Annotated in this window: 27 protein-coding genes; 10 read left to right on the forward strand and 17 right to left on the reverse strand. The window is 38.2% G+C overall.

Annotation, left to right across the window (positions count from 1 at the left end; all coding sequences use genetic code 11):
- Positions 1 to 26: 26 nt before the first annotated feature.
- The 7 genes from ACJ5H0_RS07035 to ACJ5H0_RS07065 all read right to left on the reverse strand — a co-directional run bounded on the left by ACJ5H0_RS07035 (position 27) and on the right by ACJ5H0_RS07065 (position 3,972).
- The gene (locus ACJ5H0_RS07035) at positions 27 to 296 is read right to left on the reverse strand and encodes a RebB family R body protein (RefSeq protein ID WP_034684380.1); all 270 of its coding nucleotides are present in this window, start codon (positions 294 to 296) and stop codon (positions 27 to 29) included.
- 621 nt (positions 297 to 917) lie between these two features.
- Positions 918 to 1,154: a RebB family R body protein gene (locus tag ACJ5H0_RS07040; RefSeq protein ID WP_411248387.1), complete on the reverse strand. Its 237-nt coding sequence runs from the start codon at positions 1,152 to 1,154 to the stop codon at positions 918 to 920.
- A 24-nt stretch (positions 1,155 to 1,178) separates the two neighbouring features.
- On the reverse strand, positions 1,179 to 1,610 hold the full coding sequence (locus ACJ5H0_RS07045; protein WP_411248390.1) for a hypothetical protein: 432 nt from the start codon (positions 1,608 to 1,610) through the stop codon (positions 1,179 to 1,181).
- 54 nt (positions 1,611 to 1,664) lie between these two features.
- Positions 1,665 to 2,474, reverse strand: coding sequence for a hypothetical protein (locus ACJ5H0_RS07050; protein WP_273648573.1), 810 nt, complete (start codon positions 2,472 to 2,474; stop codon positions 1,665 to 1,667).
- Positions 2,458 to 3,228 carry a hypothetical protein gene (locus tag ACJ5H0_RS07055; RefSeq protein ID WP_411248392.1) on the reverse strand — a complete coding sequence of 257 codons (771 nt, stop codon included), beginning with the start codon at positions 3,226 to 3,228 and terminating at the stop codon, positions 2,458 to 2,460. The genes ACJ5H0_RS07050 and ACJ5H0_RS07055 overlap by 17 nt, the downstream gene beginning before the upstream one ends.
- 17 nt (positions 3,229 to 3,245) lie before the next feature.
- Positions 3,246 to 3,461 carry a RebB family R body protein gene (locus ACJ5H0_RS07060; protein ID WP_034684366.1) on the reverse strand — a complete coding sequence of 72 codons (216 nt, stop codon included), beginning with the start codon at positions 3,459 to 3,461 and terminating at the stop codon, positions 3,246 to 3,248.
- Positions 3,462 to 3,798: 337 nt separating this feature from the next.
- Entirely contained in the window at positions 3,799 to 3,972 is a 174-nt protein-coding gene (locus tag ACJ5H0_RS07065) for a hypothetical protein (RefSeq protein ID WP_411248394.1), read from the reverse strand.
- A gap of 40 nt (positions 3,973 to 4,012) precedes the next feature.
- Here ACJ5H0_RS07065 and ACJ5H0_RS07070 point away from each other — a divergent pair, with 40 nt between their 5' ends.
- The 8 genes from ACJ5H0_RS07070 (at position 4,013) to ACJ5H0_RS07105 (ending at position 12,323) form a co-directional block, all read left to right on the forward strand.
- On the forward strand, positions 4,013 to 5,317 hold the full coding sequence (locus ACJ5H0_RS07070) for a spondin domain-containing protein (protein ID WP_411248396.1): 1,305 nt from the start codon (positions 4,013 to 4,015) through the stop codon (positions 5,315 to 5,317).
- Positions 5,318 to 5,402: 85 nt separating this feature from the next.
- Entirely contained in the window at positions 5,403 to 6,089 is a 687-nt protein-coding gene (locus tag ACJ5H0_RS07075; protein ID WP_411248398.1) for a peroxiredoxin-like family protein, read from the forward strand.
- Positions 6,090 to 6,091: 2 nt separating this feature from the next.
- Complete coding sequence (locus ACJ5H0_RS07080) at positions 6,092 to 6,553, forward strand: thioredoxin family protein (RefSeq protein WP_411248400.1); 462 nt, start codon at positions 6,092 to 6,094, stop codon at positions 6,551 to 6,553.
- Between the two features lie 63 nt (positions 6,554 to 6,616).
- Positions 6,617 to 7,456: an AraC family transcriptional regulator gene (locus ACJ5H0_RS07085; RefSeq protein ID WP_273648579.1), complete on the forward strand. Its 840-nt coding sequence runs from the start codon at positions 6,617 to 6,619 to the stop codon at positions 7,454 to 7,456.
- A gap of 383 nt (positions 7,457 to 7,839) precedes the next feature.
- On the forward strand, positions 7,840 to 8,238 hold the full coding sequence (locus tag ACJ5H0_RS07090) for a hypothetical protein (protein WP_172279403.1): 399 nt from the start codon (positions 7,840 to 7,842) through the stop codon (positions 8,236 to 8,238).
- Positions 8,239 to 8,565: 327 nt separating this feature from the next.
- Positions 8,566 to 9,204 carry a hypothetical protein gene (locus ACJ5H0_RS07095; RefSeq protein ID WP_306614792.1) on the forward strand — a complete coding sequence of 213 codons (639 nt, stop codon included), beginning with the start codon at positions 8,566 to 8,568 and terminating at the stop codon, positions 9,202 to 9,204.
- Positions 9,205 to 9,923: 719 nt separating this feature from the next.
- Entirely contained in the window at positions 9,924 to 11,201 is a 1,278-nt protein-coding gene (locus tag ACJ5H0_RS07100) for a PH domain-containing protein (RefSeq protein ID WP_411248402.1), read from the forward strand.
- 99 nt (positions 11,202 to 11,300) lie between these two features.
- Positions 11,301 to 12,323: a chymotrypsin family serine protease gene (locus tag ACJ5H0_RS07105; RefSeq protein ID WP_273648584.1), complete on the forward strand. Its 1,023-nt coding sequence runs from the start codon at positions 11,301 to 11,303 to the stop codon at positions 12,321 to 12,323.
- Positions 12,324 to 12,407: 84 nt separating this feature from the next.
- Here ACJ5H0_RS07105 and ACJ5H0_RS07110 read toward each other — a convergent pair whose 3' ends face one another.
- The 10 genes from ACJ5H0_RS07110 to ACJ5H0_RS07155 form a co-directional block, all read right to left on the reverse strand.
- Positions 12,408 to 13,310 carry a CPBP family intramembrane glutamic endopeptidase gene (locus ACJ5H0_RS07110; protein ID WP_411248404.1) on the reverse strand — a complete coding sequence of 301 codons (903 nt, stop codon included), beginning with the start codon at positions 13,308 to 13,310 and terminating at the stop codon, positions 12,408 to 12,410.
- A gap of 186 nt (positions 13,311 to 13,496) precedes the next feature.
- Positions 13,497 to 14,510, reverse strand: coding sequence for a glutaminase A (glsA, locus tag ACJ5H0_RS07115; RefSeq protein WP_411248405.1), 1,014 nt, complete (start codon positions 14,508 to 14,510; stop codon positions 13,497 to 13,499).
- 13 nt (positions 14,511 to 14,523) lie between these two features.
- Positions 14,524 to 15,069 (reverse strand): hypothetical protein, encoded by a 546-nt coding sequence (locus ACJ5H0_RS07120; protein WP_172279417.1) that lies wholly within the window; start codon positions 15,067 to 15,069, stop codon positions 14,524 to 14,526.
- Between the two features lie 248 nt (positions 15,070 to 15,317).
- Positions 15,318 to 18,113: a COG1470 family protein gene (locus ACJ5H0_RS07125; protein ID WP_411248408.1), complete on the reverse strand. Its 2,796-nt coding sequence runs from the start codon at positions 18,111 to 18,113 to the stop codon at positions 15,318 to 15,320.
- Between the two features lie 2 nt (positions 18,114 to 18,115).
- On the reverse strand, positions 18,116 to 19,144 hold the full coding sequence (locus ACJ5H0_RS07130) for a hypothetical protein (protein WP_411248410.1): 1,029 nt from the start codon (positions 19,142 to 19,144) through the stop codon (positions 18,116 to 18,118).
- On the reverse strand, positions 19,134 to 19,556 hold the full coding sequence (locus ACJ5H0_RS07135) for a fimbrial biogenesis chaperone (protein ID WP_411248413.1): 423 nt from the start codon (positions 19,554 to 19,556) through the stop codon (positions 19,134 to 19,136). Before ACJ5H0_RS07135 ends, ACJ5H0_RS07130 begins: the two co-directional genes overlap by 11 nt.
- A gap of 55 nt (positions 19,557 to 19,611) precedes the next feature.
- Positions 19,612 to 19,941 carry a fimbrial biogenesis chaperone gene (locus ACJ5H0_RS07140; protein ID WP_411248415.1) on the reverse strand — a complete coding sequence of 110 codons (330 nt, stop codon included), beginning with the start codon at positions 19,939 to 19,941 and terminating at the stop codon, positions 19,612 to 19,614.
- A gap of 77 nt (positions 19,942 to 20,018) precedes the next feature.
- Positions 20,019 to 20,543 (reverse strand): hypothetical protein, encoded by a 525-nt coding sequence (locus ACJ5H0_RS07145; protein WP_172279425.1) that lies wholly within the window; start codon positions 20,541 to 20,543, stop codon positions 20,019 to 20,021.
- Between the two features lie 307 nt (positions 20,544 to 20,850).
- A complete protein-coding gene (locus ACJ5H0_RS07150; protein WP_172279427.1) occupies positions 20,851 to 21,270 on the reverse strand; it encodes a hypothetical protein in 420 nt (139 codons plus the stop codon).
- A 79-nt stretch (positions 21,271 to 21,349) separates the two neighbouring features.
- A complete protein-coding gene (locus ACJ5H0_RS07155; protein ID WP_411248419.1) occupies positions 21,350 to 22,180 on the reverse strand; it encodes a helix-turn-helix domain-containing protein in 831 nt (276 codons plus the stop codon).
- A gap of 419 nt (positions 22,181 to 22,599) precedes the next feature.
- Between ACJ5H0_RS07155 and ACJ5H0_RS07160 the strand changes: the two genes are divergently transcribed.
- Together ACJ5H0_RS07160 and ACJ5H0_RS07165 are read left to right on the forward strand one after the other, a co-directional pair.
- Positions 22,600 to 23,742 (forward strand): vWA domain-containing protein, encoded by a 1,143-nt coding sequence (locus ACJ5H0_RS07160; protein ID WP_172279431.1) that lies wholly within the window; start codon positions 22,600 to 22,602, stop codon positions 23,740 to 23,742.
- Positions 23,743 to 23,838: 96 nt separating this feature from the next.
- Positions 23,839 to 25,293 carry a sigma 54-interacting transcriptional regulator gene (locus ACJ5H0_RS07165; protein WP_411248421.1) on the forward strand — a complete coding sequence of 485 codons (1,455 nt, stop codon included), beginning with the start codon at positions 23,839 to 23,841 and terminating at the stop codon, positions 25,291 to 25,293.
- Positions 25,294 to 25,297 lie beyond the last annotated feature (4 nt).

Below are 25,297 nucleotides of genomic sequence, written 5' to 3' on the forward strand. Positions count from 1 at the left end.
TTTTCTACTAAAGCAGAAACAGGTTCTTAAGAATTAGGATTCAACATTCTTGCAATAGAGATTGCATCTGCTACGGTATCCAGGCTATAGATCTGCATTACTCCCTGAGTAGTTGCTGCCTGTCCTAAAATATTCTGTTGGTTTTGCGTGTTCACCGCATTTTCAAACATGATTCCCGTAGAGTGAGCCGCAGTCTGATAAACATTACCCAAAGCCATTGCAGGAGCTTCTCCTACTACTTTTACATTCGATTGAGTAACCGCATCTGTGATTTGTGAATTAACTGTTGTTGCCATAATTGTAATTTGTTTTTTTTGAGATTTAAATCCCGGTTAATAATTATTTGATTGTTAAACTAGTTTTCTGTTTCTTTTGATCTTTGCGATCTTTTTTTCATATCTCATCGATCAGACAGATGGAGCAGATCTTTTGATTATCTGCTATACCTGCTGAATCAACAAGAACTTTACAATCACCATTTTTGATGAATCTTATCTGCATTATCCGCGAAACCGGCAGAAATTAAAATTCTGTGTTGGTTTGATAAACACGTGGGTACTAACTATCACGACCGATGTGTTTTTTGTATTACTTTTATTTTTTTCCGCGGATCTTGCGGACGGGGCAGATAGTATATATACATTGTTATTTAAAAAAAAGGATGCGGTCCCTTCTTTGGTTCTTACCTCTATATGAAAGAAACCATTCTTCTCCTGCAGGCTGTTGTACAGTGTTTACATTTTGAGCGAGAGATTGCATTTCCACATGATATTTGCTCTTTGGGGGCATCGGCAACATTCTAAAAGCGGGTGGGAGGATGAAAAATTTTGACTAATATATATGTTGAGGTCACCAGCTTTTATTTCTGCAGGGAAGAAAACCGCATCCGTAATCTGAGTATTCAGACTGATCAGAAATTAAAACGTCCTTTTCTGAAATTCAGCAGCTCTTTTTTTTAATTTCCGGGAGCCGATTTTTTTAATTCCCATAACTGAATTGCTTAAACCGATCAGGGCATCCCTTTGTTGGTGCGATACAGATTGCTCGTACATCAATCCTGTAGAGTGCGCATTCACCTGCATAGATATCGCCGTAGGTACAGTGGGAGCCATTCCTACAACTTCCAAATTGATTTCATTTTGATTGTGTATCATAACTATTAATTTTTGGTTATTTGATTATTTACGGATATTGGCAAATCTTGCCTGCAGCTTGGTCATCCTTTCGGCGATCTTCAGTTCTTTCTCTTTTAATTTTCCTGTGGAAGCCTCCTGAAGTTTTTTCAGCTGTTCTTCATAGGTCATCGCAACCGGATTTCCTGTGGCCGGCGCTGCAGCCTGATAAGCCTGCTGCTGTTTAACCGCTTCCTCAAGCTTTTCCAGCAAAGGAGCTAAAGATTTCAACGTTTCCTTGGTTGCTTTCTCCTTGATGTAATTAATGATCTCATCCTCGTTCGTGATCACGAAAGGCATTAAGTCTTCTTCCACAATTTCCGGCTCAATGGTCTGTATAGATTCGATGATTTCTACAGGTTCAGTTTCTATCGGAACCGGGGCAGGATAAGGGGTACGCGCAGGTTTGGAAGACCTGTGATTGATTCTTCTTCGCATAGGTATAATTTTTTGATTGTGAATGAAAAGAGACAGCCGCGCAGGAATGATCTCCTACAGCAAATAGCCGAGAAAAGCGCCTGCAGTCGTCCAGTCCCTGTTAAGGTCCAGAATCACATTGGCTCCGATAATTTCCAGGGCAATACATCCCGTGATCGCACACGCTGTCATCATTTCTTTGATCTGGTCGTTGGGAAGGCTCAGGATATAGTCGTCCGGAATTACCGGCGGCTTGCCATGCACGGGAACAGCTTCATTAAGGATAATATCAAGGATTTCCTGGAAATAATGAGCCATCAGTTTGGATCCCTGGAATTCCAGCTCCCTTTTTAATTCTATAATTTCCTCCGGAGTCACCAGGTTAGCAATTGCGTTCACATCTACATCATGCACTGAATAAAGGGCTTCACCTGTATTGGATGCGGTGATCGTAATATCGGTCTTGAGAACACATTTCGATTTTTCAAGATTAATGGTAAGAAGCCTGGAATCTACTTCCGGTTCGGTAATATCTGCCAGGGTGCTCAAAGGAAGGATCCTTATATTACAGAAAAAAGTCTGATTTTCTTCCAGTTTGATCATCACCACCACTATTCCGGTCGCTTTGTCTTTAGGTTCGATAACAAACGATTGATAGTTGTTGGTTCTTTTGCCTTTCATACTAATGACCGGCCTTACCGTAGGCTGAATGGTGACATTGGAGGTTTGCAGACCGAATATATCACGATCGCTGTTATTTTCCGGCTTCTTTACGCTGAAATAGGCATTGTCATCCGTTCTGGTAAGATAAAGGCTTTCATTCAGCTCCCTGAGGGTACGCAGGTTTAAAACCTTCGCTGGTTTTGGTTCAATTGAATAATTCATCTCTTATTTTTTTAAGTTTTTCGATTAGTTTTGTTAGTATAGTTTTTTTGGTGTGTTCACTGATGTGTTGTTCAACAGGAACTACCGCTTCTTTGATTTCCGGTTTTACTAATGGCTCCGTTAATTTTATAGATTTCAGCACAACTCCCCCTCCCTGCTCGTCAGCCACGATAAAGTTCTTTTTCATAGGATCTTCCGGTATCGGGGTTTCTTCCGCTGCCGGCAGCGTTACTCGTTTTTTTTTTTCGGGATCCTCACTTTCCACGGTTACATCTGCCAAAGGGGGAAGGTCTGTGTTTCCGTTTGAAAAAGGAGTAATGTTGCTGTTGTAAATGGTCCTGGAGAGCTTTGTCTTAGCTTCTGCATAATCACTTACTATTTTAAAAAGGTCCTTCATCATTGCATTTCCATTTCCTCCTGCCGGATCATATTCCGGCACTTCCATATCTTCATCTTCTTCCTTTGGACTCTTTTTTTTCCCGCCGGGATAGTAATTTCCATATGTTAAATAATTGAAAGCCAGTTTACTCAGAGCTACCAGACCCACCTGTTCAAATCCTTTTAAAAATGACTGTAAATCCTGCACCATCATCCCGGTCGACTGATCAATCATTATTTTCGCAGCGCCTAACATCGGGTCGGTAGGTGGTGGCGATAAAACTTCTGTGTTCACAAACACTACTGCTTTCTCCTCCGGAGTGGTAGGATCAGCTTTTGCAGCTTTTTTTGTTGCATCTTTATCATTCTCAGCCATGGTTGTAAGGTTTTAGGTTATCCTTTTAAAATCTTTATGGCATCCGCAACAATCGCAGGGTTTAATTGATTCAGGTTCTGCTGATTGGATACCGAGTTCTGGATAGAAATCCCGCTGGCGTGTGTGGCCATCTGATAAAGCATACTCATGGCCTGTGCCGGAGACTCACCAAGCACGGTAACATTCGTCTGCGTAACTGCATCTGTAGTCTGGTTGTTTACTGTATCTGCCATATTTTTCGTTTAAATGGTTATTTTAGTTTTAGTTTTTTTTTGACATTCTATAAGATTTCTCTCATCTCCATTCAGTCTTTTGTTTTATATTGCGATTGAAATGGTAAGTACTTCGTTACTTTCTCTCTTTTGTCTGATACAAATTTCATAAACTAAAAGAAGTCATCGTTCAGGGAAAAAACTGATTTTTAAAAATGAGGGTATTCTCCTAAAGGTGAAATTAAAAGCAGAATACATTGCATAAAAAGCCCTTCCTATAAGCCTTTTGATACTGTTTTAGGATTATAAAGTTCTTTGGAAACATTAAAAAAATTTCAATTTTAATAGTAAAATCCATTTAATTTCTTTCTTCAGGATTTATTAACCGGTATTCAGGATGAAGATTCTTAATTACGCATCTGTATTTTTTACCTCCTGTTCTCCATGTATAATAACCGACACCAGATACACTTCGGGAAATATCGTCAACACCGCGGGAAATGCAGGTACCACTTCTGAACGGATGTCCCAATATCTTTGCTTTGTAATTTAAAATACTTAAGTAAATGAAAATGAATAAATTAAAATCCAGTTGGCTGACATTAGCTGCAATACCTTTGGTCCTGCTTTCGTGCAATGACAATGATGACAGCCCTATGGAAAATGGAATGCCATCAACGATCACAGTTGAAAATGTTCTGGACTCAAGACCCTTGGTGGAATCCGGAACGTTTAAAAACAATGGAGCCTCACCGGTTATTATGCCCGGAGAATCTATCTCTTTCCAGTTTTCTGCTGCTAAAGGACAAGCTTTAAGCTTTGCTACGATGTACGGCTGGTCCAACGACCTTTTTTTCGCACCGGAAAATCCAGGAATCAAATTATATCAGGATAACGGCACTCCTATAGAAGGGGATGTTTCGGCCCAGATCAAATTATGGGATAACGGAACAAGAATCAACCAGACACCGGGAGCAACCCTAATGCATCCGGGAACCGCAGAGACGACCGCCAAAAATATCACGGAAGTAGCAGGAACAGATGCCCAGGGACACACCTATGCACCGGCTTCTTCTTTAATGAAAGTATCCTTACATTACGATGGAAACTCAACGTTCACGGTAACAATTGCCAATACATCCGGAAATACCACCAATCCTACTCCATTCAGTCCCGGCGTTTGGGCCATCTCTTACATTGCAGGAGGGAATCTTCTGAATCCGGAGCCCCTTTATAAAAAAGGAATGCCATCCGTTAACGGGCTAACCAAAATCGCAGAAGCCGGCGATCCTACTGATCTCGGAAATTACATCAAGGGACAAACCGGAATTTTCACTCCTCTTTCCCCTATTCTTGTAGTCGTTTACAATGGTATAGACAATCCGATCTACAAAAACGGAGAAAATGACAGAGGACAGGGATTAAAAGAACTGGCACAAAAAGGAGATGCAAGTATTTTGGCAGGATATCTGAAAAACGTGCCCGGCGTTAAACAAGTCTATGTTTTAGCAGCAGCCGGTTCAACTGTATTATTGCCTAAAATAGGTGGACAAGCAGGCGGGAAAGTTTCCCAGCAACTGAATGTATCACCAGGCGATAAAATTACAGTCGCTACCATGTACGGCTTCTCTAATGACTGGTTCTTTGCGACCAAAGGAAGTGGTGTGGATGCTACGCAAAAAGGTGATATTTCATCTTCAATAGCTCTGTATGATAATGGAACAGCCCTCAACCAGTTTCCGGGTGCAGGTATAACGCAATTCAACCTGGCAGGTACTCCGCTTACGGAAAGTAAACCAATACAGGAAGTACCTAATCCGAATGCATTTACAACGTTACCATCGATTTCCAATATCATTAAGGTAACCCTGCAATAGATTGAGCTCTTAGAAGAAATAAAAATCAATAAAAATTGGACACTTAAAGGTGTCCAATTTTCCCAATTAAAAAAAATAATCCAACGTGAAAAATTTAATACAGCGCACGATCATATCAGGAACATTAGGCTCATTGTTCCTTCTTATCCCTTCATCATTCCATGCACAGAAACAACAGAATCACATGGAAATGACGGAAAGTGAAATGCAATCACCCGCTTACACCATTCCTCAAAAACCTGAAGATATCAGTCCCCTACTTAACGGAGAAAAAATTCCTGTGGCCACTTTACCGGATGCCAACGGAAAGCGTTTCGATCTCAATGCTGCAGTATCCCAAAAACCGACAGTCCTGATATTTTACAGAGGAGGCTGGTGCCCTTATTGCTCCAAGCAGCTTTCAGGATTACAGGAAATTGCACCCGATCTTGAAAAAACCGGATACCAGATCATCGCGATCAGTACGGATCAGCCTGAAGGACTTATGCAGTCTGCCACTAAGGAAAAATTAAGCTATACCCTATTATCAGATGCAGACCTGAAGCTTTCCAAACAGTTCGGGATTGCTTTTAAGGCACCGAAAGGATATTGGGAAATGCTTCCGAAAACGACAGGTGGAAAAAATACCGAACTGCTACTTCCCGTGCCATCCGTGTTTATTTTAGACAGAAAAGGAACTATTCATTTTGAATATATAAATCCCGACTTTAAACAGCGGCTTAATCCCGAACTATTAAGATCAGCAGCCCATCACCTTATAAACGATTTATAGACATGATTACCAATAAAAAATATCAATTGCTCTACAGCCTTCTGGCCTTCTTATTCACGGTAAACTTTTGTACGGCTCAACAAAAAACAGCCAAAGCCAAAATTTCTCCGGAAGAAATCAATTTCAGAAACATCAGCTGGAAAGAAGTCAGTGCCGAAGCAAAGAAAAGTGGTAAAACCATTTTTGTAGATGCTTACACAAGCTGGTGTGGCCCCTGCAAGCTATTAAAATCAAAGACTTTCAAAGATAAGATGGCAGCCGGCTATTTTAACAGAAATTTCATCAATTATACAATTGATATGGAAAAAGGAGAAGGTATTGAACTGGCAAAGGACTGGAAAGTAAACTCTTATCCTTCATTACTGTTTTTCGATCCTAATGGCAAGCTTGTGCTGAGGCAAATAGGATATGTAGATGGTAAAGGCCTTATAGAATTAGGAAAGGAAGCATTAGAAAAAAAATAATTAATTTTAGTAACCAGGATTACCTATATAAACAGAGTACTGACATCATAATGTAAAGATAAAATGATCCGGAAATACGAAGACAAATCTACCCTCGCCCGTTTTATTATGCATATCAATAACGAGGAATTAAAAGGGATCGGATTGCGAAATGGCTCACCAGTTCCTATCAACACATTTGTTTACAACAAAGGCGAGGCACAAACTGTGACCATAGATGAAATAGAATATACGCTGCCGGAAGGTTGTATTTTACCATTGGTTGCCAGCTTACATTTTGTTTTCGAACGTCCGGATCAGCTCGTTGCCTGGCAGTTCAACCGTGAATTTTACTGCATTGTAGATCACGATGCTGAGGTGGGCTGCGTAGGGTTTCTTTTTTATGGAATACAACATCCGATGTTTATCCGGCTGAATCCTTCCGAAAAAAGAGCGATGCTTCAGCTCGAAAAACTATTTCAGGAAGAATGGGAATCTACAGATAACTTCCAGGGGGAAATGTTGCGAACACTTCTCAAACAGCTTATTATTAAAACAACCCGGATTGCAAAACAGCAATCTGAAAGTTATCAGTTGTTTCCCGATGAAAAAATGGATTTGGTAAGGAAATTCATGCTGGTTCTTGAAGCGCACTTCAAACAGGAACACGGTGTGAATTTTTATGCAGCAGCCCTTCACAAATCTCCCAAAACACTAAGCAACATCTTTGCTATTCTGAAACAACCCGCACCGTCAAAGATTATACAGAGCAGAATTATCCTGGAAGCTAAACGTTATCTTCATTATTCAGATAAATCCGTAAAAGAAATAGCCTACGAACTCGGGTTTGAAAGTTCAGCGCATTTCAGCCGTTTTTTTAAAATGTACTCCGGAAAAAATGCTTCCGAGTTCAGAAATTCTTAAGAAATATTCTTTTCTTCTTTTCAAATCTTCCGAAATGCCTTCTATCAGGGCAATCATCATTTATATCTCTAGCCATTCAGTTTTGTCGGTACTTTTATGCTTTGGATGAATACCATTTTCCCACTGGAAAAATCCTCATTTTAAAATATCACAAAATAGAGAATTAAAAATAAAATAATGCCTATTTTAACCTGAAAAACATAGAGTTACGAACCGCCCATCATATAAAAAATATTTTCCATTAAAGTTTTACAATTTAACATATTGTAAATAAAATAATCTTATTATTTTTACAAAATAAACAAATTTTTAAGATTAATTAATAAAAACAAACATGGTCGTAACTAATCGAAAAAAAAGTCATTTTCAAGATGAGAATTCTGATGGCTTTATTGATAATTGATGTATTCTTAGCCATTGGCAGCTACATCCTAAAATCATTTATGGAAGAAAGTATTTTATGGACAATACTGTCTGCTTCTCTTGTTGTATTCGTGCTGACTTTAACCAGTATCATCAGGTTAAGAGTCTTTCATTTTGAAAACACCGGAGCTGTCTTTTCAATTAAATATTATCATCCGCTGAAAAAAGGAGTCATATTCCCTAGTGTTGATTATCCGGTCAACCGTCTTCGTGCATTTAAAATTGAAGAATCCTTAATGGCAAAAAAGATTGTAATCGAAGTCAACAGCCAGCAGAAAGAATCTCCGGTTCGCATTAAAGTGAAGGCATCCAATATCAGCGACAAGGATTATCACCGTATGATCAAATCATTTGCATAAATATCCCAAACGACTATCAATTTGCACAAATAGAGATGTGAAAAACATAACAAATACATCTTTTAACGCATTTAACCCTACAATATATGGCATAAAATTACACCTTTAATTCTCTTACTGTAATTCAGAAAAATCATTAATATTACAATACACCATCTTAATCTTCAATAAAAACTAAACAATACATGTAAATATCCATCAATAAATAGACAACAGTTAAACAAATATAAATTTTAATTTTTTTTTAATTTTTTCATTCTATTCATTTTGTGCTGAACAATTAGATTTGCGGTGTCAAAAAAAATTAAAACTATTAAATTCAAAATTATGAGAAAAGCATTTCTATTTGTATTTGCGCTGGCAACTCTGGGATTAACATCATGTGGACAGGATGAAGAAAATGTACAACAAAAAGAAAACAAGGTCGTAAAGAATGATCTTAGTGCCAAATTTAAGGCTTACATTCAATCTAAAATAGGAGATAAAAAAACATCTAGAGTTATAGACTCTACTGTTTATGATACGGATAATGTGTATTATAACAAGGAAGTAGATGCTTATTATTTTCTGCAGAGGGATTTCAATTTTGATTCCAAAGAAGAGCAAATGGCCATATTTGCAGTTCCTGATGATCAGGGAAATTTCGGAGGAATTTTAGAAACAGGAATGAGTAAGGTAGATGATGAAAACTTTACTGTTAAGTATTATGATGGTGAGGAATTAATCAATTCTGTTGATTACGTTTTAAATAAACAGGAAGGGCGCATCTATTTCAGAAATGTTCAGGATCTGAGCACATCCGGCACAACAAGCAGAGGATGTGGGCAGGCAGTAGCTAATTGCATTGCGGGGACTTATGTGAACCACGGCTGGATGAGTGTAACACTGTGGGTTGAAACAGCCTTTATTCCGCAGACTTCTATTGCAGTTACGGCGGCTTGCGCCATCAAAAATTGTTCACTATGAAAAATGCATTAGTTTATTATATTGTTATATTGATGCCTCTGTTAGGGCTTCTTTTTATCAACAGCTTAAATTCTGTCTATTTTGTAATTTACCTCTTCGTTTATGTCATCATTTACAGACCTGTCGTTGATATTGCACGTTTGAAAGAAAAAAAACATTCATGTAGCGTCCATCAAATCACTGATTCCGTTTTATTTACACGTGAAATATTTCAAGCAATTATATACTTAGTATAACATCCCATTAATAAGCTAACAAACATAAAGGCAGGTTTTAAAAAGCCTGCTTTTTTCATGTACTATTATACCAAATCGATTAGGTAAGATTACCTATTCTGTAAATCGCATGCAAAGTATGGGGTAAGTATTTGTACGGAAAGTTATATTTGGTTATTTCTACTCTAAAATTCATCTCTTTTTGTTTGTTACTTTGAGCTGTTCATCCGGAATAAGACAAAAATGGTAAGAATCCATACATGCTCCTCTTATGCATGTATGCTCTTTCATCAATACCCTTTTCAATCATATCATTTATACCCGTAAGGTGAGCTTCACAGCTCATCTTTTTTGTTTTAAACACATTATTATATGCATCCATATAATCAATCAGGGTATACCCCCAATTTCTAAAAATGGGTATTTACTCTCTTTTACAGGCTCACTATTCCTTCGAACTTTGTGATGTAAATAAGATCATTGATCATCACCAAATTATACAAAATGCTAAATTACCAGAAACTATTAGAACCGGGCGAGAAAAAAGAGATATTACCTTTAAAGGCTTATGAGTATGGGATAAAAGTAATGCATCTTCTGCCCAGAGATTTAAATATAACCTATCTTCAGGAAACGTTTAATGAATGGATACGGTCTGAGCCATGGCAACTGCCTTCAGGAATCATGCTGGGCTCCGTAAAACCCTCGATCGGATTAGACGACGACCAGCCAAAAGCTTACTGGAAATCATTTCCGGACAAGCCATCTTTTTACAGGCAGCTCATTTACGATTCACATCCTTCTTTGCGGAAAAATAAGCAAAAGGAAACAGAGCTCGCCATAAAAATTTTAAGTAATGAGAAAATTGCTGCCGTTCTCAATGAATTACGAAGGGCCATAGCAGCTGAATTATGGAAAAAAGAAAGTATTAGTGGAAAGCTAAGTTATTACCTGACCACAAACCCTATTGCCAACCTGCTCCCGAATATGGGCGGCAGCTACAACCTTGCCAATTCCTATCCAAGATTACGGACCGAACCTACCATAGATAATATTGGAAGCATACAACCACTATTAGAAATGATGTTCATAAAAACAGACAGGATCAGTCTGGCTTTTTCAGAAAAGGATTTTACCGTGAGTGAAAATATTGCTATCCTTCATGATATTAAAGAACTGTTTAGCCCCCGGGGAAACAGCAGAGCGCTACCTACGGCACATCCTGTCTTAATCCCACATCCTTACCAGGGTAAAAACAGCCCACCCAGACCCATGAGATGGGAATTAAATGAGGATTTTGATTACGAACGCGTAGCAGTACTCCAAAAGAATCTTACTCCTTTTTCAAAAGACCCTAAAAAACACAAAGGAGAAATCAAATGGGATCAGGGAAGATTAGGAGCAGGAACAAGGAACGAAGCTTCACCGGACACCATAATGGCAAGAAGAGCAAGAATGCCTATTGAAACAGGCCGTTCCCATACGGCTGCAAGACTCTTTGAAATGATTTCTCTTTTAAAACCTGCATCAAACGCTTCAATAGAAGAACATAAACTTTTCAAAAGGAGAATACAGGCAATAGCCTATGGAATATTCGCTTATTGGAACGCACCAAACGAATATGGCGGTTATCCTAAAAGTCTTACCCCGATTCATACCTATCATGAAGTCATGGATCCTGCAGAAGATTACGCACCCGGAATATACAGTCAGCCATTTTCCTATGAAGACCTGAAGGATTATCTGCAAAAATCAAGCAGCCATGGCTACGCAAGACTTTAGAAATGAGATAAGCCAGATTGTAAATTTATTAATTACACATGCGTATACCTCCTGGTGACCTTTCTTCAGCATTTATACAACAACCTAAATAACTATATCATGAAATTAAGCAACGAAGAAGTGGCCTTACACGATAAAATGGCCGAAAAATTACCCGAACTTATTGAAGAATATTTCCAGAGACCTGAAATAACCTCGGTTGGGGTTTCTCTGAAAACCGTTAACGACAGCCTTACCAAAACACTGAGCTATACCTTTGGAGTGAAAAATAAACTCCCTTTGTCAGAGGTTTCACAGGCTATTCCCCTGACCATCTTTGGGTGCCCTACAGATGTTATTGAACTGGAAGTAGATCCAGAACCTTTATCTTATGAAGTAACCGAAGTAACCACCCGCAATGAAAAAACAGATCCCCTGATAGGCGGAATCAGTATCTCAGCCAATGGCACACTCAGACAAAACGGTAAAAAAATGGCAGGCAGTGGTACATTGGGGGTAATGGTAAAAAAGGGACCCGACGAACATCCATATATGCTGACATGCGCCCATGTTCTTGCGGGTGTCGGCACCGAATTGGATTCTGATGTTTGCCAACAGTCTAAATGGAGAACCGCTTTAAATTACTGCCACAACTGTGCAACCCTCAAGGATTATTATTATGAAAATGTTCTGGTACCACGCGGAGACTTCAAAACGATCAATGTTTGGTTAGATGGCGCCATTGCCAGAAAAGGAAAAGACAGAAATGCCACGATAGGAAAAGTATTTGGTGCAGAGGAAATCATTAGCGGATTTGCACAGATTGACGCATTTCTTATAGGAGCGGAAGTTCGTAAAAGTGGGATCACCAGTGATATCACCACCGGAAACGTCACGAGTATTACAACCTCCCTTAGACTAACAGACTTTAACGGAGATCAGGTGATTGCCAATAACCTGGTGATGATTCAGGGAAATTCAGGACTCTTTTCAAGACCGGGAGATTCAGGATCTGCTATTTTTACTACAGGAGATAGTCCTCAATTGGTTGGCATACTGGGAGGAGCAACTCTCAGCGGCAGCCCAACTTATGCATCTGCTGCAGATGCTATTCTAAGTAAATGGCAGGACTTAAGCTTTTAACAAAACTAATTAAATTAAAAAATAACTTTGCCCTGATTATTTTCAGGGCATTGTTTATTCTATTGATAATTTCACCCGGAATGATCAGGAAATCTCAGATGAAATGATTTCCTCCTTTCCCTGATTTGGCAGCTCTTTCCGCTTCCTCCAGAAGAAATAAGCCACCACCACTGCCGCAAGCGGTACCGCAATACCAAATTCATCGATATAGTAATTGGTGTTCCCGTTATCCACTGTAAGAGGTGTGAAAATCGATTGTATAAAAAGATTATGGCTGGCATGCATAATGGCTGCCGTCCAAAGGCTTCCCGACTTCAAACGGATCCATGTAAAAATAAAGCAGCTCGCAAATATCATAACGGTAAAACAGACAAGTGCCAACCATTTAGGCCCTCCCGTATTGTAGTTTGAAAAGAGCAACAATGGATAATGATAGAATGACCAGATCAGTCCCATCCAGAGTGAAGTAGCGGTATAGGAATTGATTTTTGCCAGCTGAGGAGTGAGAAATCCCCTCCATCCGATCTCTTCACCTAAAGCAGAACCGACAGATCGCACCATCCCAAAACTGCTCATCAACAGGATATACACGACGATAACCGCTCCATCGGGCAGGTCCCAGCCCATCCCTTTTCCTGTTTCCTCTATAAACTGGTGATTATAAAAACCTCCTGCCCCGCTGATCCAGATGATCACGTAGGGCACAAACGAATATAAAAACGGAACTCCGTACGCCAGCAACTGGTATTTTGTAAGCCCCCATTTCCAGCCCAGTGATGAAATGGGAATACCACGTAAACGACATGTAAGTAAGGCAGCGATAGCCGGACACCACATAACAATGGTAGCATAAGATATGATTCCTCCGCCTAATTTACCTGTACGGATGCACATATAATAAACCGGCAAACAGAATAGAAGGGTAAATCCAAGATAAGTAAGGATGTTTTTCCTGATGGAGGACGTGGTGTTGAAAGTATTTTTCATAAACAAATTGGGAATAGGTTAAAAAATGACTCCCACACCATAGACCATACTCATGATGAATCACTTAGATAAAATTACACCTATTTTCTATATTCCAATGAATATTTTTTGATATAAATACAATCAGAGTTGAATACAAATCAATGTATTGATGAAAGGCCATCCAATACATAATAAAATATTTTTTTAAAATATACTGAGATGATATTGCTTCACCAGATCCAAAATCATATGATAACCCGCCAATGAGTTACCATGCTGATCCAGGGCAGGACTGAAAACCCCGATACCCATTTTTCCGGGAACGCTTATCGCGATACCTCCCCCAACTCCTGATTTACTTGGCAAACCTACGGTTCTTGCATATTCCCCACTGAATTCATACATCCCTGCAATAAGCATTTGGGATTCTATCAGCTGGGCTATCTCTGCATTTTTATATTGAGAATCACCATCAAAACGAACACATCCGTTCGCAAAGAAATATCCTATTTTGGCAAGATCTTCTGCTGTGAGTTCGATGGAGCATTGTTTGAAGTAATTATTAAGCTGATCTTCATTTCCTGAAATCAACCCGTTATTTTTCATCAGATAAAACATTCCCCGGTTACGGTGACCGGTAGATCTTTCCGATTCATACACGGATTTATTATAGTCCAGCGTCTGATTTCTGGTAATGTACCGAACCATGTCTAAAATCTTAAGAAAAGGTTTCTCTCCATCCCCGGAAATTAAAGAAGTCGTAAGAATGGCTCCTGCATTCATCATAGGATTAAGAGGTTTTCCGGATGTTTCCAGATTGGAAAAAGAATTAAAGGGCTGACTTGTCCCGAAATATCCCATCTTATCAAAAACATGAGCTTCTCCCTTTTCACTAACTGCAATCATTAATGCTATGATTTTAGAGATACTCTGCATCGTAAATTTCTTGCCTACATCTCCTACATTCAATACTTTTCCGTTTTTTCCGACGATGGATAAAGCAATAGACTGCGCATCCATTTTTCCCAATTCGGGAATGTAGTTTGCTACTTTTCCCTGTGTATAAAACGATCTGTTCTTTTCTAAAATATGGGTGAGATCTTTTTCTGAAATGGTGGAAATATCTTCCGTTTTCTGGGCATTTACACCGATGTGTAAAGAAAAGAAAAGGGCAAGAAAAATTCCCTTTCCGGGAATTAAAGAACTATTTATTTTCATATCCTGAAAAACCTTATTTTACTTTTTCCAAAAGATATAGTTTAGCTCCGGTAAATGCCAGTTTAGGCATCAGGTTTCCTTCCAGAACCATTGTTTTATTATTCACGTCAATAACTGAGATATAATTATTGGAATTATATTCTATATAATTTTCTTTTTCTTTGGTTACAGGATTTTTCCCGAATTCCATTGAATATTTCACCCAGTCTTCCTTCTCAGAGCTGCAGTGTACCGGCTGAAACTTAGATTTTTTAGCCTTGAAAATAATCTGATCAAAACCATCTGTACATTCTGATGTAAATGAGCTTTCAGGATTCTGATCTTTTGAAAAGTCTTCAAAAGAACCTTTGTAAACCCCTACTACTTTCCAGGTACCATCCAAACGGTCTTCATCAATCTTTCCTTTTGCTTTGCTCACTGCCCAGCTGATTCCGTTTACTGTTCCTTTTACCGCTTTGTAGCTTACATTTACAGCTCCCTTCACCACTTTTGCCGCAGTAGAAACGACACAAGAATTGAGTACAAGAACCGCTGAAGCCAGAAATATTACTTTTTTCATCATGCTATTTTTATTGTTCACAAAGATAGTATTTTTAGAAAAAAACCTCCGGGAAAAACTATCAGGATTGTTGTTCTATCAAATTTAATAATTTTCTATTCTTCTCCGGAACTATTAACATCTTTTAAAAATTCCCTTTACACTTACTTAAATCAATTATCGGATTGTCTCGTATTGTCTTTCTCAAACATTATTTGTAAGCTTAAAATTAAAGAAGAAAACCCTACAATGGGTAGTTGATCACAAATTTAATTCCCAAACTTTTTAACCCTGATGTTTTTTTCTTTCACCTTAATAATGAACGGTTCCAGACTAACGATCTTTCCTGCTTCCACTGTAAAATCAGCGGTCATGCGTTCACAATAAGTATTGGCGGGCAATGAATTCCCATTAAGTTCGATCCTGTAATTTCCTGATTCAAGAAAAGAAATAAATTCTCCGTTATCATCAGTCATTACCTTTTGCAGGAACTGATCATTACGAAATATATTAAGAATAATCCCTCCGATTTTAGGACTGAATTCTAAAGCTGTTTTTGCATCAAACTGATAGATAACTTTTCCTTTCGAAGTCCCATTCTGATGGAGGGGAATTTCCAGGAAATAATGGTGTTTATCCACTTCAAATGATGCCTCATCATAGTACCAGCCTTGCTGGATAATCTGTTTTAAAGCATACTTTCCAAAAGGAATTGATTGATACCTGATATTCCCTTCTTGATCTGTTTTGAATGAAATATTATTCAGCATAATTAAATAATCCTTTGCCTCCTGGTCTTCCCCATCATATACATTGTTATTATTACGGTCGTAATAGACAAATGCTTTTATTTCTCCTTTTTTTCCGGGATTTAGTGTACTGGTCTGAAAATTTATGGTAATACCTGCTTCGATCGTTAAAAGGTTATTGGTAAAATGGTTAGAAGAATAGTTAAACCATGAAGAGTTGAGATACAGCCCGTAGCGTTCCTTAGAATATTTCAGGTTGACAAAACCGGACGGCGACCTTCCATATAAAACATCATGGGTATAGGATACTCCTGAACTTATATTTATTTTTTCCCGGAAAAGATTTTTATTGACAAAAGCAGAAAGAGAAAGCTTTTCATAGGGAGTATTTACATTCATCATTTTTGAAAAAGCATATTCTGAAAGAAAATAGCTTCCATATTGGTACGTACAATTTACATTAAGCCACTTATAATTGTAGTTCCCATTAATTTTCATCTGATAATCTAGGTGATCTGCATTAGGGTAATCAACAAGTCCGGTCTCAATCCCAATAATGGAAGAATGCTTTTTATCCGGACTTAACCACGTTATATATTCAGTAAGCCTCTGTGCTTTCAGCTGTTTTGATTCCTGGTTACCCGGAACATTAAAAAAGTTATTATAGGAATTGGACTTTTCTTCCTGATACTGATATCCTACCCCTAACGCAAAATTACCTTTTTTAGGAAAATTGATTCCGGTATCCACTCTTATATTATCAGACTGCATGGCTGTATTATAAAAATAAAATTTAGGAGAAAAATCAGACACCGTTACATTAGCATACACATAATGATCGGTAAAAATATGGGAGGAAAAATTCTGCTGAATCTGTAGCATTCCCCTCCTGTTTCCAGGATAATAATTGGTACTGTAAAAATAATTTCCGTTCAGGTTCACCTTCTTTATCCTTCCTGAATACTGAGATTCCAGTGCTAAAGAAGGCTTAGTAGTATTGATATCTTCATAAAAGCTAAGTCCACTGTACATTTTAGCATTCATTTTCCAGTCCTGGTTGAAAGCATATTGTACATCTGTACCTGCAAGATGATGCCTTGCTTTGTCATAAGGATCGTTTCTGAAAATATAAGTTCCCGATATGCTTCGAGATGCATTTTGTGCTCCCAGGGTTCCTCTGGTATAAAAACCATAGCCGTTTTTTAAAAATGAATTCCTTTCAATCAGACTAAAGCTTTGATCTACAAAACCTACCTCTATTTTCTTATCTTTATCAGAAGATGTAAATGCATACTCTGCTCCTCTTCCAAAGAGGGAGAGTTCAAGTAATTTGCTCATGTTACCCAGGGTAAATTCATTATTTTCCCGATGATATGATATATAAGTATTATTTACAACGGGATCACTATGATTGTTCATTGCATAGATATTCCCTCTTATATAGAGATATCCCGAAGGAAGATTAAAGCCTCCCGACCCGATCATCTGGTACATATCCAGGTTTTCACCCACACGCCTGTAACTGACTGTAATACTGTTCTTACTGAAATTTGAGAAAATATCGGTTTCCCTGTCCTCATAACGTTGGGTGGAAGATATATTCTGAACCGAAACAGAAGTATTTCCGAATATTTCCTTATCCGGCTCTCTGAAGCCTGCAATCTGGACTGTAAATTGTGAGCTCCGCATCAACACTTTAGAAGGGAAAAAACGAAACACAAATATTGAATCTTTCTGTACTTCAATGGTACCGCTTTTTTCGATAAAAATATTTCCCTGGGAAACTTCCGGAATTTTAAATACCAGCGTGACGTTTTGCCTTTTATTACCAAGATTAGAAACCCTTGCTTTCACTTCTACAGAATCATTTACATTATTCATATAAACGACCGGGTTTTCAGGAGTGATCCGCATCATATTATTTTCGGACACCACGTACGGTATCTCCTGCTTTGCGATCACAAAATTTTGTCCATCTGTAAGTTTACATAGAATATGAGATTCTCCGGCAACAACATTGTTATTTACCAGGATCTTTACCGGCAGATATAAATTTTCACCCGGCTTCATATGTACTTCCGTTTTGCCAGGTGAGATGTTCCTGAACCCTGAAGGCGTGGTGATTTCAACCTTCCCGGTGAATGGATCGTTTCCGGTATTTTTTACCACTACGATAAGATCTATTATATTCCCTTTATCCGCCCTGGATTCATTACGGATCTCCAAAATAACCCCTGCATTATTCTGTGCGGGAATCAAAACAGCAATAAGTATCAAAAAAACAGAAAATGTCCTTTTGAAAAGATTATATAACATGGTTATTGAGGAATTATCTCGTATTGAATTGTAGTGGTATATTCTTCCGATCTGGCATTAATCAACCGTTCATCATTAGCGTTCGTGGAATATCTGATATCGTAATAAACATTAGAGCCTTTTGTAGAGCCTCCCGTTGCGATCAGTTGAGGTGTGGCACTTAAAGTAACCGGATATACATTTCCTTTATTATCTGCAACAGGCGTAAGACCCATTTTAACGGTTCCCAGAGGAATCGTATTCCCCGTTGGAGAATTAAACTGACCCTGAAGAGACTTCATCCTGATTTGATAATTCGTATTACTGCTTACAATCAAAGCATTGGTATACAATACACTCACGCCCTTTATGTAATCTTCCATACTTTTAAACTCCAGCGATCCATTGGTTGCATTCGCAGAAAATTTTAGTGAAAGCTCCGGAACTTCCGTTGGGGTTCCTGAAAGAACACCGATCTGAAACTGGAAATTATGATCCGTTTTTCCTATGATATTATTGTATTGATCATAGGCCGTGAACTGTACAGGTGCCGTAAAAGTGATCCATGAAGGGTAATTTCCAAGGTAAGATCCTCCCGCTACATTCAGGCTGTATTTCACCTGAAGATTATAATATCCGTTAGGCTGTACAGGCTGATTATTCAATGGTGCATTGGACTGGGGGATTAAAAAAACCTCCTGTCCTTCCTGAAGAAAAACATGTAAAGGCATTCCGATCTGGGGAATCGTGGGAACAGGTCCGGGATAGGCCTGACCTGAGGAAGATACCGGCTGAAAAGAAATTTTATTGGCAGGCATTACATATTTTCCGTCATTGGAAGTAATGGGTTGCTTTAGTCTCATGGATACCCTCCAATGAGGAATATTGAATTTACCATTCCCTGCCAAAGTAAAAGTATAGGCATCCGGATTGGTATTAACGCCATAAGAATTGATCTGTAAATAGCTGTTTATCCATGAAGTATATGTTACTTGCGAAAAACAACCCACAGAAATCAGCACAAAGAAGAGGACGAGCTTTTTACTTTTCATAAGTGAAGCTTAGCTCTCCCAGTTCAAGATTGTTACTGTCCCCATAATCGATCATTACAGAAGCAGTGTATTTTCCTTTTTCAAGGGTGGAAGGCAAAGAAATATTCATTTCCCTCTTATTTCCCGGCATTGTATAAAAGATAACAGGATCAAGTGCCGTTTTCTTACCGTTTTCCACATTCACAAGGTCCGTATATACTTTTCCGTCAATCCACACATCTCCCTGGTTTTCAAAAAACAGATCCAGCTTGTTGCTCAATTTCCCGTAGACAAGATTCTGAATTTCAATTTTTTTAGTCCCCGGTAATGGCAGCTTATGAAAAAGCTTGATTCCGGATCGTATGCTGACCTTTATATGAGCCCCCTTACTATCTACATCATCCACAGGATTCATTTGACTGACATACAACACTGCAGTATGAGCTTTTAAATTATCCGATAAGGTGGTGGGAGCAGTAATGGTAACATCAATATCTTTTTTTTTCGCCGGGAGCGAGCGTAAAATAATTTTCTTCTTTTTTCACAGACACCCAGCTTGCACAGGATGCAGGTCTTGTATTGGCTCCATAGGTCATATTTTCCCCTTTTTCATCATACTCCCAGTCACCGAGGCTTATGGCCAGATCCAGAGAGTTCTTTGCGCTAACATTCGTTACAGTTACTTTTTGAGTATTGCTATGTCCCGGATCAGATTCGAAATACAGCCGTGGTGGAGATACAGAGACTCCTGTTTGTGCAAAAATTGTAGAAAACAAGCCGCAGAACAAGGAGCAAAAGAAGAAAGAAAATTTTTTCATTACAGATACTTCATATTAAGAATAAAGTGCAGCAATAGACCTGCAACACTTTATCCTGTAATCGTATTTACATTATCTTATTGGGAAATAATAGTATACGTTAGCTCTGTAGTGTATACTGTAGGATCCTGACCCGCGATATAATTATCAAGATATGCGTTAGCTCCGGCTCCTTTGTATTCAATATTGATTTTTTTATCCACTCCTCCGTTAGAAGATGTTACCAATGTTGTTTCATTCGCTGATAGCTGCACATTTTGTGCATATTGAGCTCCGTTTACTGCCTCAGAACCAGCACTTGCTTTGATCTGAATGGTATTGGCCTGGATATTTTTACCCGCATTCTGTAAAGCAGCATTGGCACTTTTTACTTTTACCTGAAATCCACCGGTGCTGTAGATGCTCAGGTGATCTGCATTCACAGAAGAAACTCCGTTTACATAATCGTCTTTGGTTACATAGTCTAGGTTAACAACCTTCTGTGCATTATTCACAACAAGGGTCTGAATAGGCTTCAGTCTTACGTTTAGGGTTACATTCTGTTGAGCTTTCAATGTTGCAAATCCTACTAAAGCAAAACAAGCTAAGACACATTTCTTCATAGTTTAAAATGATGTTTGTATTAATTTTTAAAATTCGCTGCAAATGTATAGAGAAAGAAAGCCTGCATTCTTGTGAAAAAACACTTATAACTTGTAATTTTATGTAGTGAATTATTCACAAAAAGAAATAGCCTTTTATGAAAAAATCATAAAAAGCGTCGAATCATAAAACGATAGAACCGTTATTCCGTAAAAGCGCTATTATTTTAATCTCAAATAATTCACTTTTACGTATATATCGGTAAAAAAGGTATTTTAAAAAAATACCACGTATTGTGTAGTAATTTCCACAAGTCTTATTAAAATTTTACTGAGAAATTAGCGTAAGCACGACGTGATCAGCTTTAAAACCTGAGTCACAACCTGATTTTTTTAGTACAGCTTCTAATTTTTCATGTATTTTATATACCTTCTGAATTACTCCCTTTTGACGATCAATCAGATTATGTTCTTTGTAACAGTTATCATTGTTTTTAAGATTTGCACTATCCTCATTAAAGGTCTCATGATGTACTTTTACTTCAAAACCTGAGGGACTCGATACCGTCACGGATTTAAATTCCGGTAATCGAGACGTTGTTGCTCCGGAATCTTCTTCATCATTATTGATAGAAAATATCTGTGCCGGATACAACCGTACATTTAATCTCAAAGCATCAGAGTTCTGAGCAAAAGATTTTGCACAAGCAAAAAATAAAACAATTAATAAAAACCATTTAAAAAGCATATTGCCTGGATTTTTCACCAATCGGTCACATAGGTAAATATACAATAAATTCTATACCCACCTACAATAAATTCGATAATTATTTCATTTCGGAGGGATTTTTACCGGTATGTTTTTTGATAAAGTTGCTGAAATTCCCTTCATCACTGAAACCCAGCTCATAAGAAACTTCGGAAATTGTACAATTGGAAAACTTTAGGGCTTTTATACATTCGTTCACCAGTTTTTCAATGATCACCTGTTTTGCGGTTTTTCCCAGCATGTATTCAGTCATCTCCGTCAATCTCCTTGAAGATGTACTGAGCTCATTGGCATAGTAAGAAACCTTTTTTGCCGTTTTATAATCCCTTTGCAAAATCACTTTAAACCGATTGACATAATACATATAATCGAATTTGAAATCATTTTTTATTTCTTCGGTAGGAATATGTAAGAAGGCATCCAGTATAAGCCTTTCAATGGCATTATGGGCAGCGGAAATATATAAGCTTTTATCTTTACGCTGAAAGCTTTCCATTCTTTCCATGAATACCACACGCATCTGTTCTATATTGATAAAAGGAGCAACAAAAACATCTGAATTATAGTTAAAGAAAAGCTGGGAGTTGATAAACAGGCTGTCTTTTGTCGATCTTTCATAAAAGGTTGAAGAAAATACGATCGCGAAGACATCGGATCTTTTTGTCTTGCCAAAAACGATTTTCTTCTGGGGACCTACAAATGCAATATTACCGGCTTTAATGCCGTACGCAACATCTTCCACCGTTAATGTAATATCTTCTAAAACAATATAAATACAAAAGTATTCCAGCGTGTTCATCTCCCTTTTGTTGTTATTTCTTTTTATGATATAATCCAACCGGTTGATACTAAACCCATTATCTTTTAACTGATCCGTTATTATATACATATTCCTCCCAATTCTGTAAACGAAAAATTCCTTTTAAATAAAACGAATATATAGATATAAAAATTTTGCCAAAATGGCTTTATAAAAGGAAAAATTATTAAAAATAATTTATTATAATTTAGTATATCATTACAATATCCATTAAAAACTTTCTGCAAATCAAAAGGGAAGCACGAAAATATCTGTATCGATTATATTTTCATTGCTTATCAAAGCCATTAGTATTTTCTATTTTCCAACAGGTATGTTGAAATGATATTTTCATAACTTGTAGTTTTTTAAATTCAATAAAAAATTAAGGAATATTGCAAATACATTTCGCTTTGATTCAGAACTGAAACAATCACTTCGTTCATTTATTACATTACAATTTTACTAAACAAAAAAAAAAGCAGTTAACCGAAAAACCGCAATGTCTTATGACAAACAAATATTTAAATTTTCAAAAAGGTTTTACTTTCAGTAAACATATTCCGGAAGAAACATCAGATTTTGACCGGGTCTTTGATGTTTTTAAGGATCTGCTCACCCACACTTCCGGAGATATCGAGGAAGCCTTTCACTGGCTTGATCTTCTCGATAAGGAGTATGATATTTTCAATGATGAATATACGCTTCAGGACTTTGAGGAAGATCTGAAAAAGCGCGGGTACATCAAAGAGGAAGATGATCCGAAAGACGGCAATACAGGATCCGGTAAAGGGAAAAATATATTAACCGCCAAATTAGAGTCTGCATTAAGAGAATATGCACTGGACCAGATTTTCGGTAAACTGAAGAAAACGGGAATCGGAAATCACCGCACTTCAAAAACGGGAATCGGTGATGAAAAAGATGGTGAGAACCGATCTTACCAATATGGAGACGAACTATCTTTGGTTAATATGACGGAGAGCTTAAAAAATGCACAGATCAATAATGGCATTTCTGATTTACGCATGACGGAAGATGACCTCATCGTAGAGGAAACAAAACATAAAGCTCAAATGAGCACCGTATTGATGATTGACATCAGCCATTCCATGGTTTTATACGGTGAAGACCGCATCACTCCTGCCAAAAAAGTAGCCATGGCATTAGTTGAGCTGATCAATAGAAAATACCCTAAGGATTCTATTGACATTATCGTGTTTGGTAATGAAGCCTGGCCTATTAAGATCAAAGATCTTCCTTATTTAAAAGTGGGACCGTATCATACCAATACGGTGGCAGGTCTGGAGCTTGCGATGGATATTCTCCGCAGAAAAAGAAATACCAATAAACAGATTTTTATGATCACCGACGGAAAACCGAGCTGCATTCAGCTGCCTAGCGGTGAGTTCTATATGAATAGTGTTGGTCTTGACGAAAAAATAGTTACACAATGCCTGCATAAAGCGGCCCAGGCCCGAAAGCTGAAAATTCCCATTACAACCTTTATGATTGCCCAGGATCCCTATCTCCGTAAATTTGTGGAAGTATTTACAGCACAGAATAAAGGGAAGGCGTTTCTTACAGGCTTGTCTGGTTTGGGGCAGATGATTTTTGAAGATTATGAAAAAAACAGGATAAGGAGAATATAGTTTGATGCTAGATTTTAGATCTTAGAATTTAGAGGTTAGATATATAGATTCTCATCCTTTTATTACAGTATATAGATTATTTATTTAAAAGAAACAATGAAAAACGATATTACATTCAAAGAGTTAAAAGATTCCGGATATACCCATAAAACAATTAGTCAGGAGATTCAGGCGAACCTTATTTCCAGGATTAAAGCTAAAGAACCCGTATTTAAAGGGTTACTGGGTTACGAAGACACCGTAATCCCTCAATTGAAGAAAGCCATTCTAGCAGGACACCATATTAACTTACTGGGCTTACGCGGACAGGCAAAAACAAGAATTGCGAGAAGCATGGTAGACCTTCTGGATGAATACATGCCTGTTGTAAAAGGATCTGAAATTAATGACAGTCCATTTCATCCGATCTCAAAATTCGCCAGAGACCTTATTGATGAATTGGGAGACAACACTCCTATTTCATGGGTACACCGCTCAGACCGTTTTTTTGAAAAACTGGCCACACCGGATGTAAATGTTGCCGACTTAATCGGAGACATCGATCCGATTAAAGCGGCCACTCTGAAGCTTCCATATTCTGACGAACGCGTGCTGCATTACGGAATGATTCCGCGTGCCAACCGTTCGATATTTGTTCTCAATGAGCTCCCTGATTTACAGGCCCGCATCCAGGTTTCGTTATTTAATATCTTACAGGAAGGAGATATTCAGATCAGAGGTTTTCAGTTAAGAATGCCTCTTGATATTCAGTTTGTATTTACTGCAAACCCTGAAGACTATACCAACAGAGGAAGCATTGTAACTCCTCTTAAAGACAGGATCGGTTCGCAAATCTTCACCCATTATCCCCGAACCATTGATCTTGCCCGTCAAATTACGGAGCAGGAAGCTCTTATATCACCTGAAGACAAATCAAGGATACAGGTTCCGGGTCTTGCAAAAGACCTATTGGAAGGTGTTGCCTTTGCAGCACGTGACAGTGAATATGTGGATGAAAAAAGCGGGGTAAGTGCCCGATTGACCATCAGTGCAATGGAAAACCTTGTGGCTGCCGCAAAACTGCGCTTAATAGAAACCGATGCAGAAAAAACAACGGTTCGCCTGCTTGATTTTATGTCTATCATTCCATCGATCACAGGGAAAATCGAACTTGTGTATGAAGGGGAGCAGGAAGGAGCAGATTATGTAGCGAAAATATTAATCGACAGAGCCGTGATGGTACAGTTTGAAACGATTTTCCCACGCATTTCCAAGCTGGAGAAAGAGGGCATCAAAACTCCTTATACGGACCTGATCAAATGGTTCAACAAAAATCAGCTGGAACTGAACTACACGGATACGGATGAAGAGTTCTATTCCAAGCTTAACAGTATTGCTCCTCTCGTGCAGGTGGTTGAGGAAAACGCCTCCGAATTAAGTGAAGAAGATCAGAACTTCTGTAAGGAGCTTGTTTTATGGGCGCTTACCATTAACAAAAAACTGGACAAATCTGAAAATCAGACTGCCTTTACTTTTGATTCTTCAGGGGTAAGCCCTTTTTTCCGTAACTAGAGCT

It is taken from the genome of Chryseobacterium proteolyticum, from assembly GCF_046591535.1.
Taxonomy (GTDB): Bacteria; Bacteroidota; Bacteroidia; order Flavobacteriales; family Weeksellaceae; genus Chryseobacterium; species Chryseobacterium proteolyticum.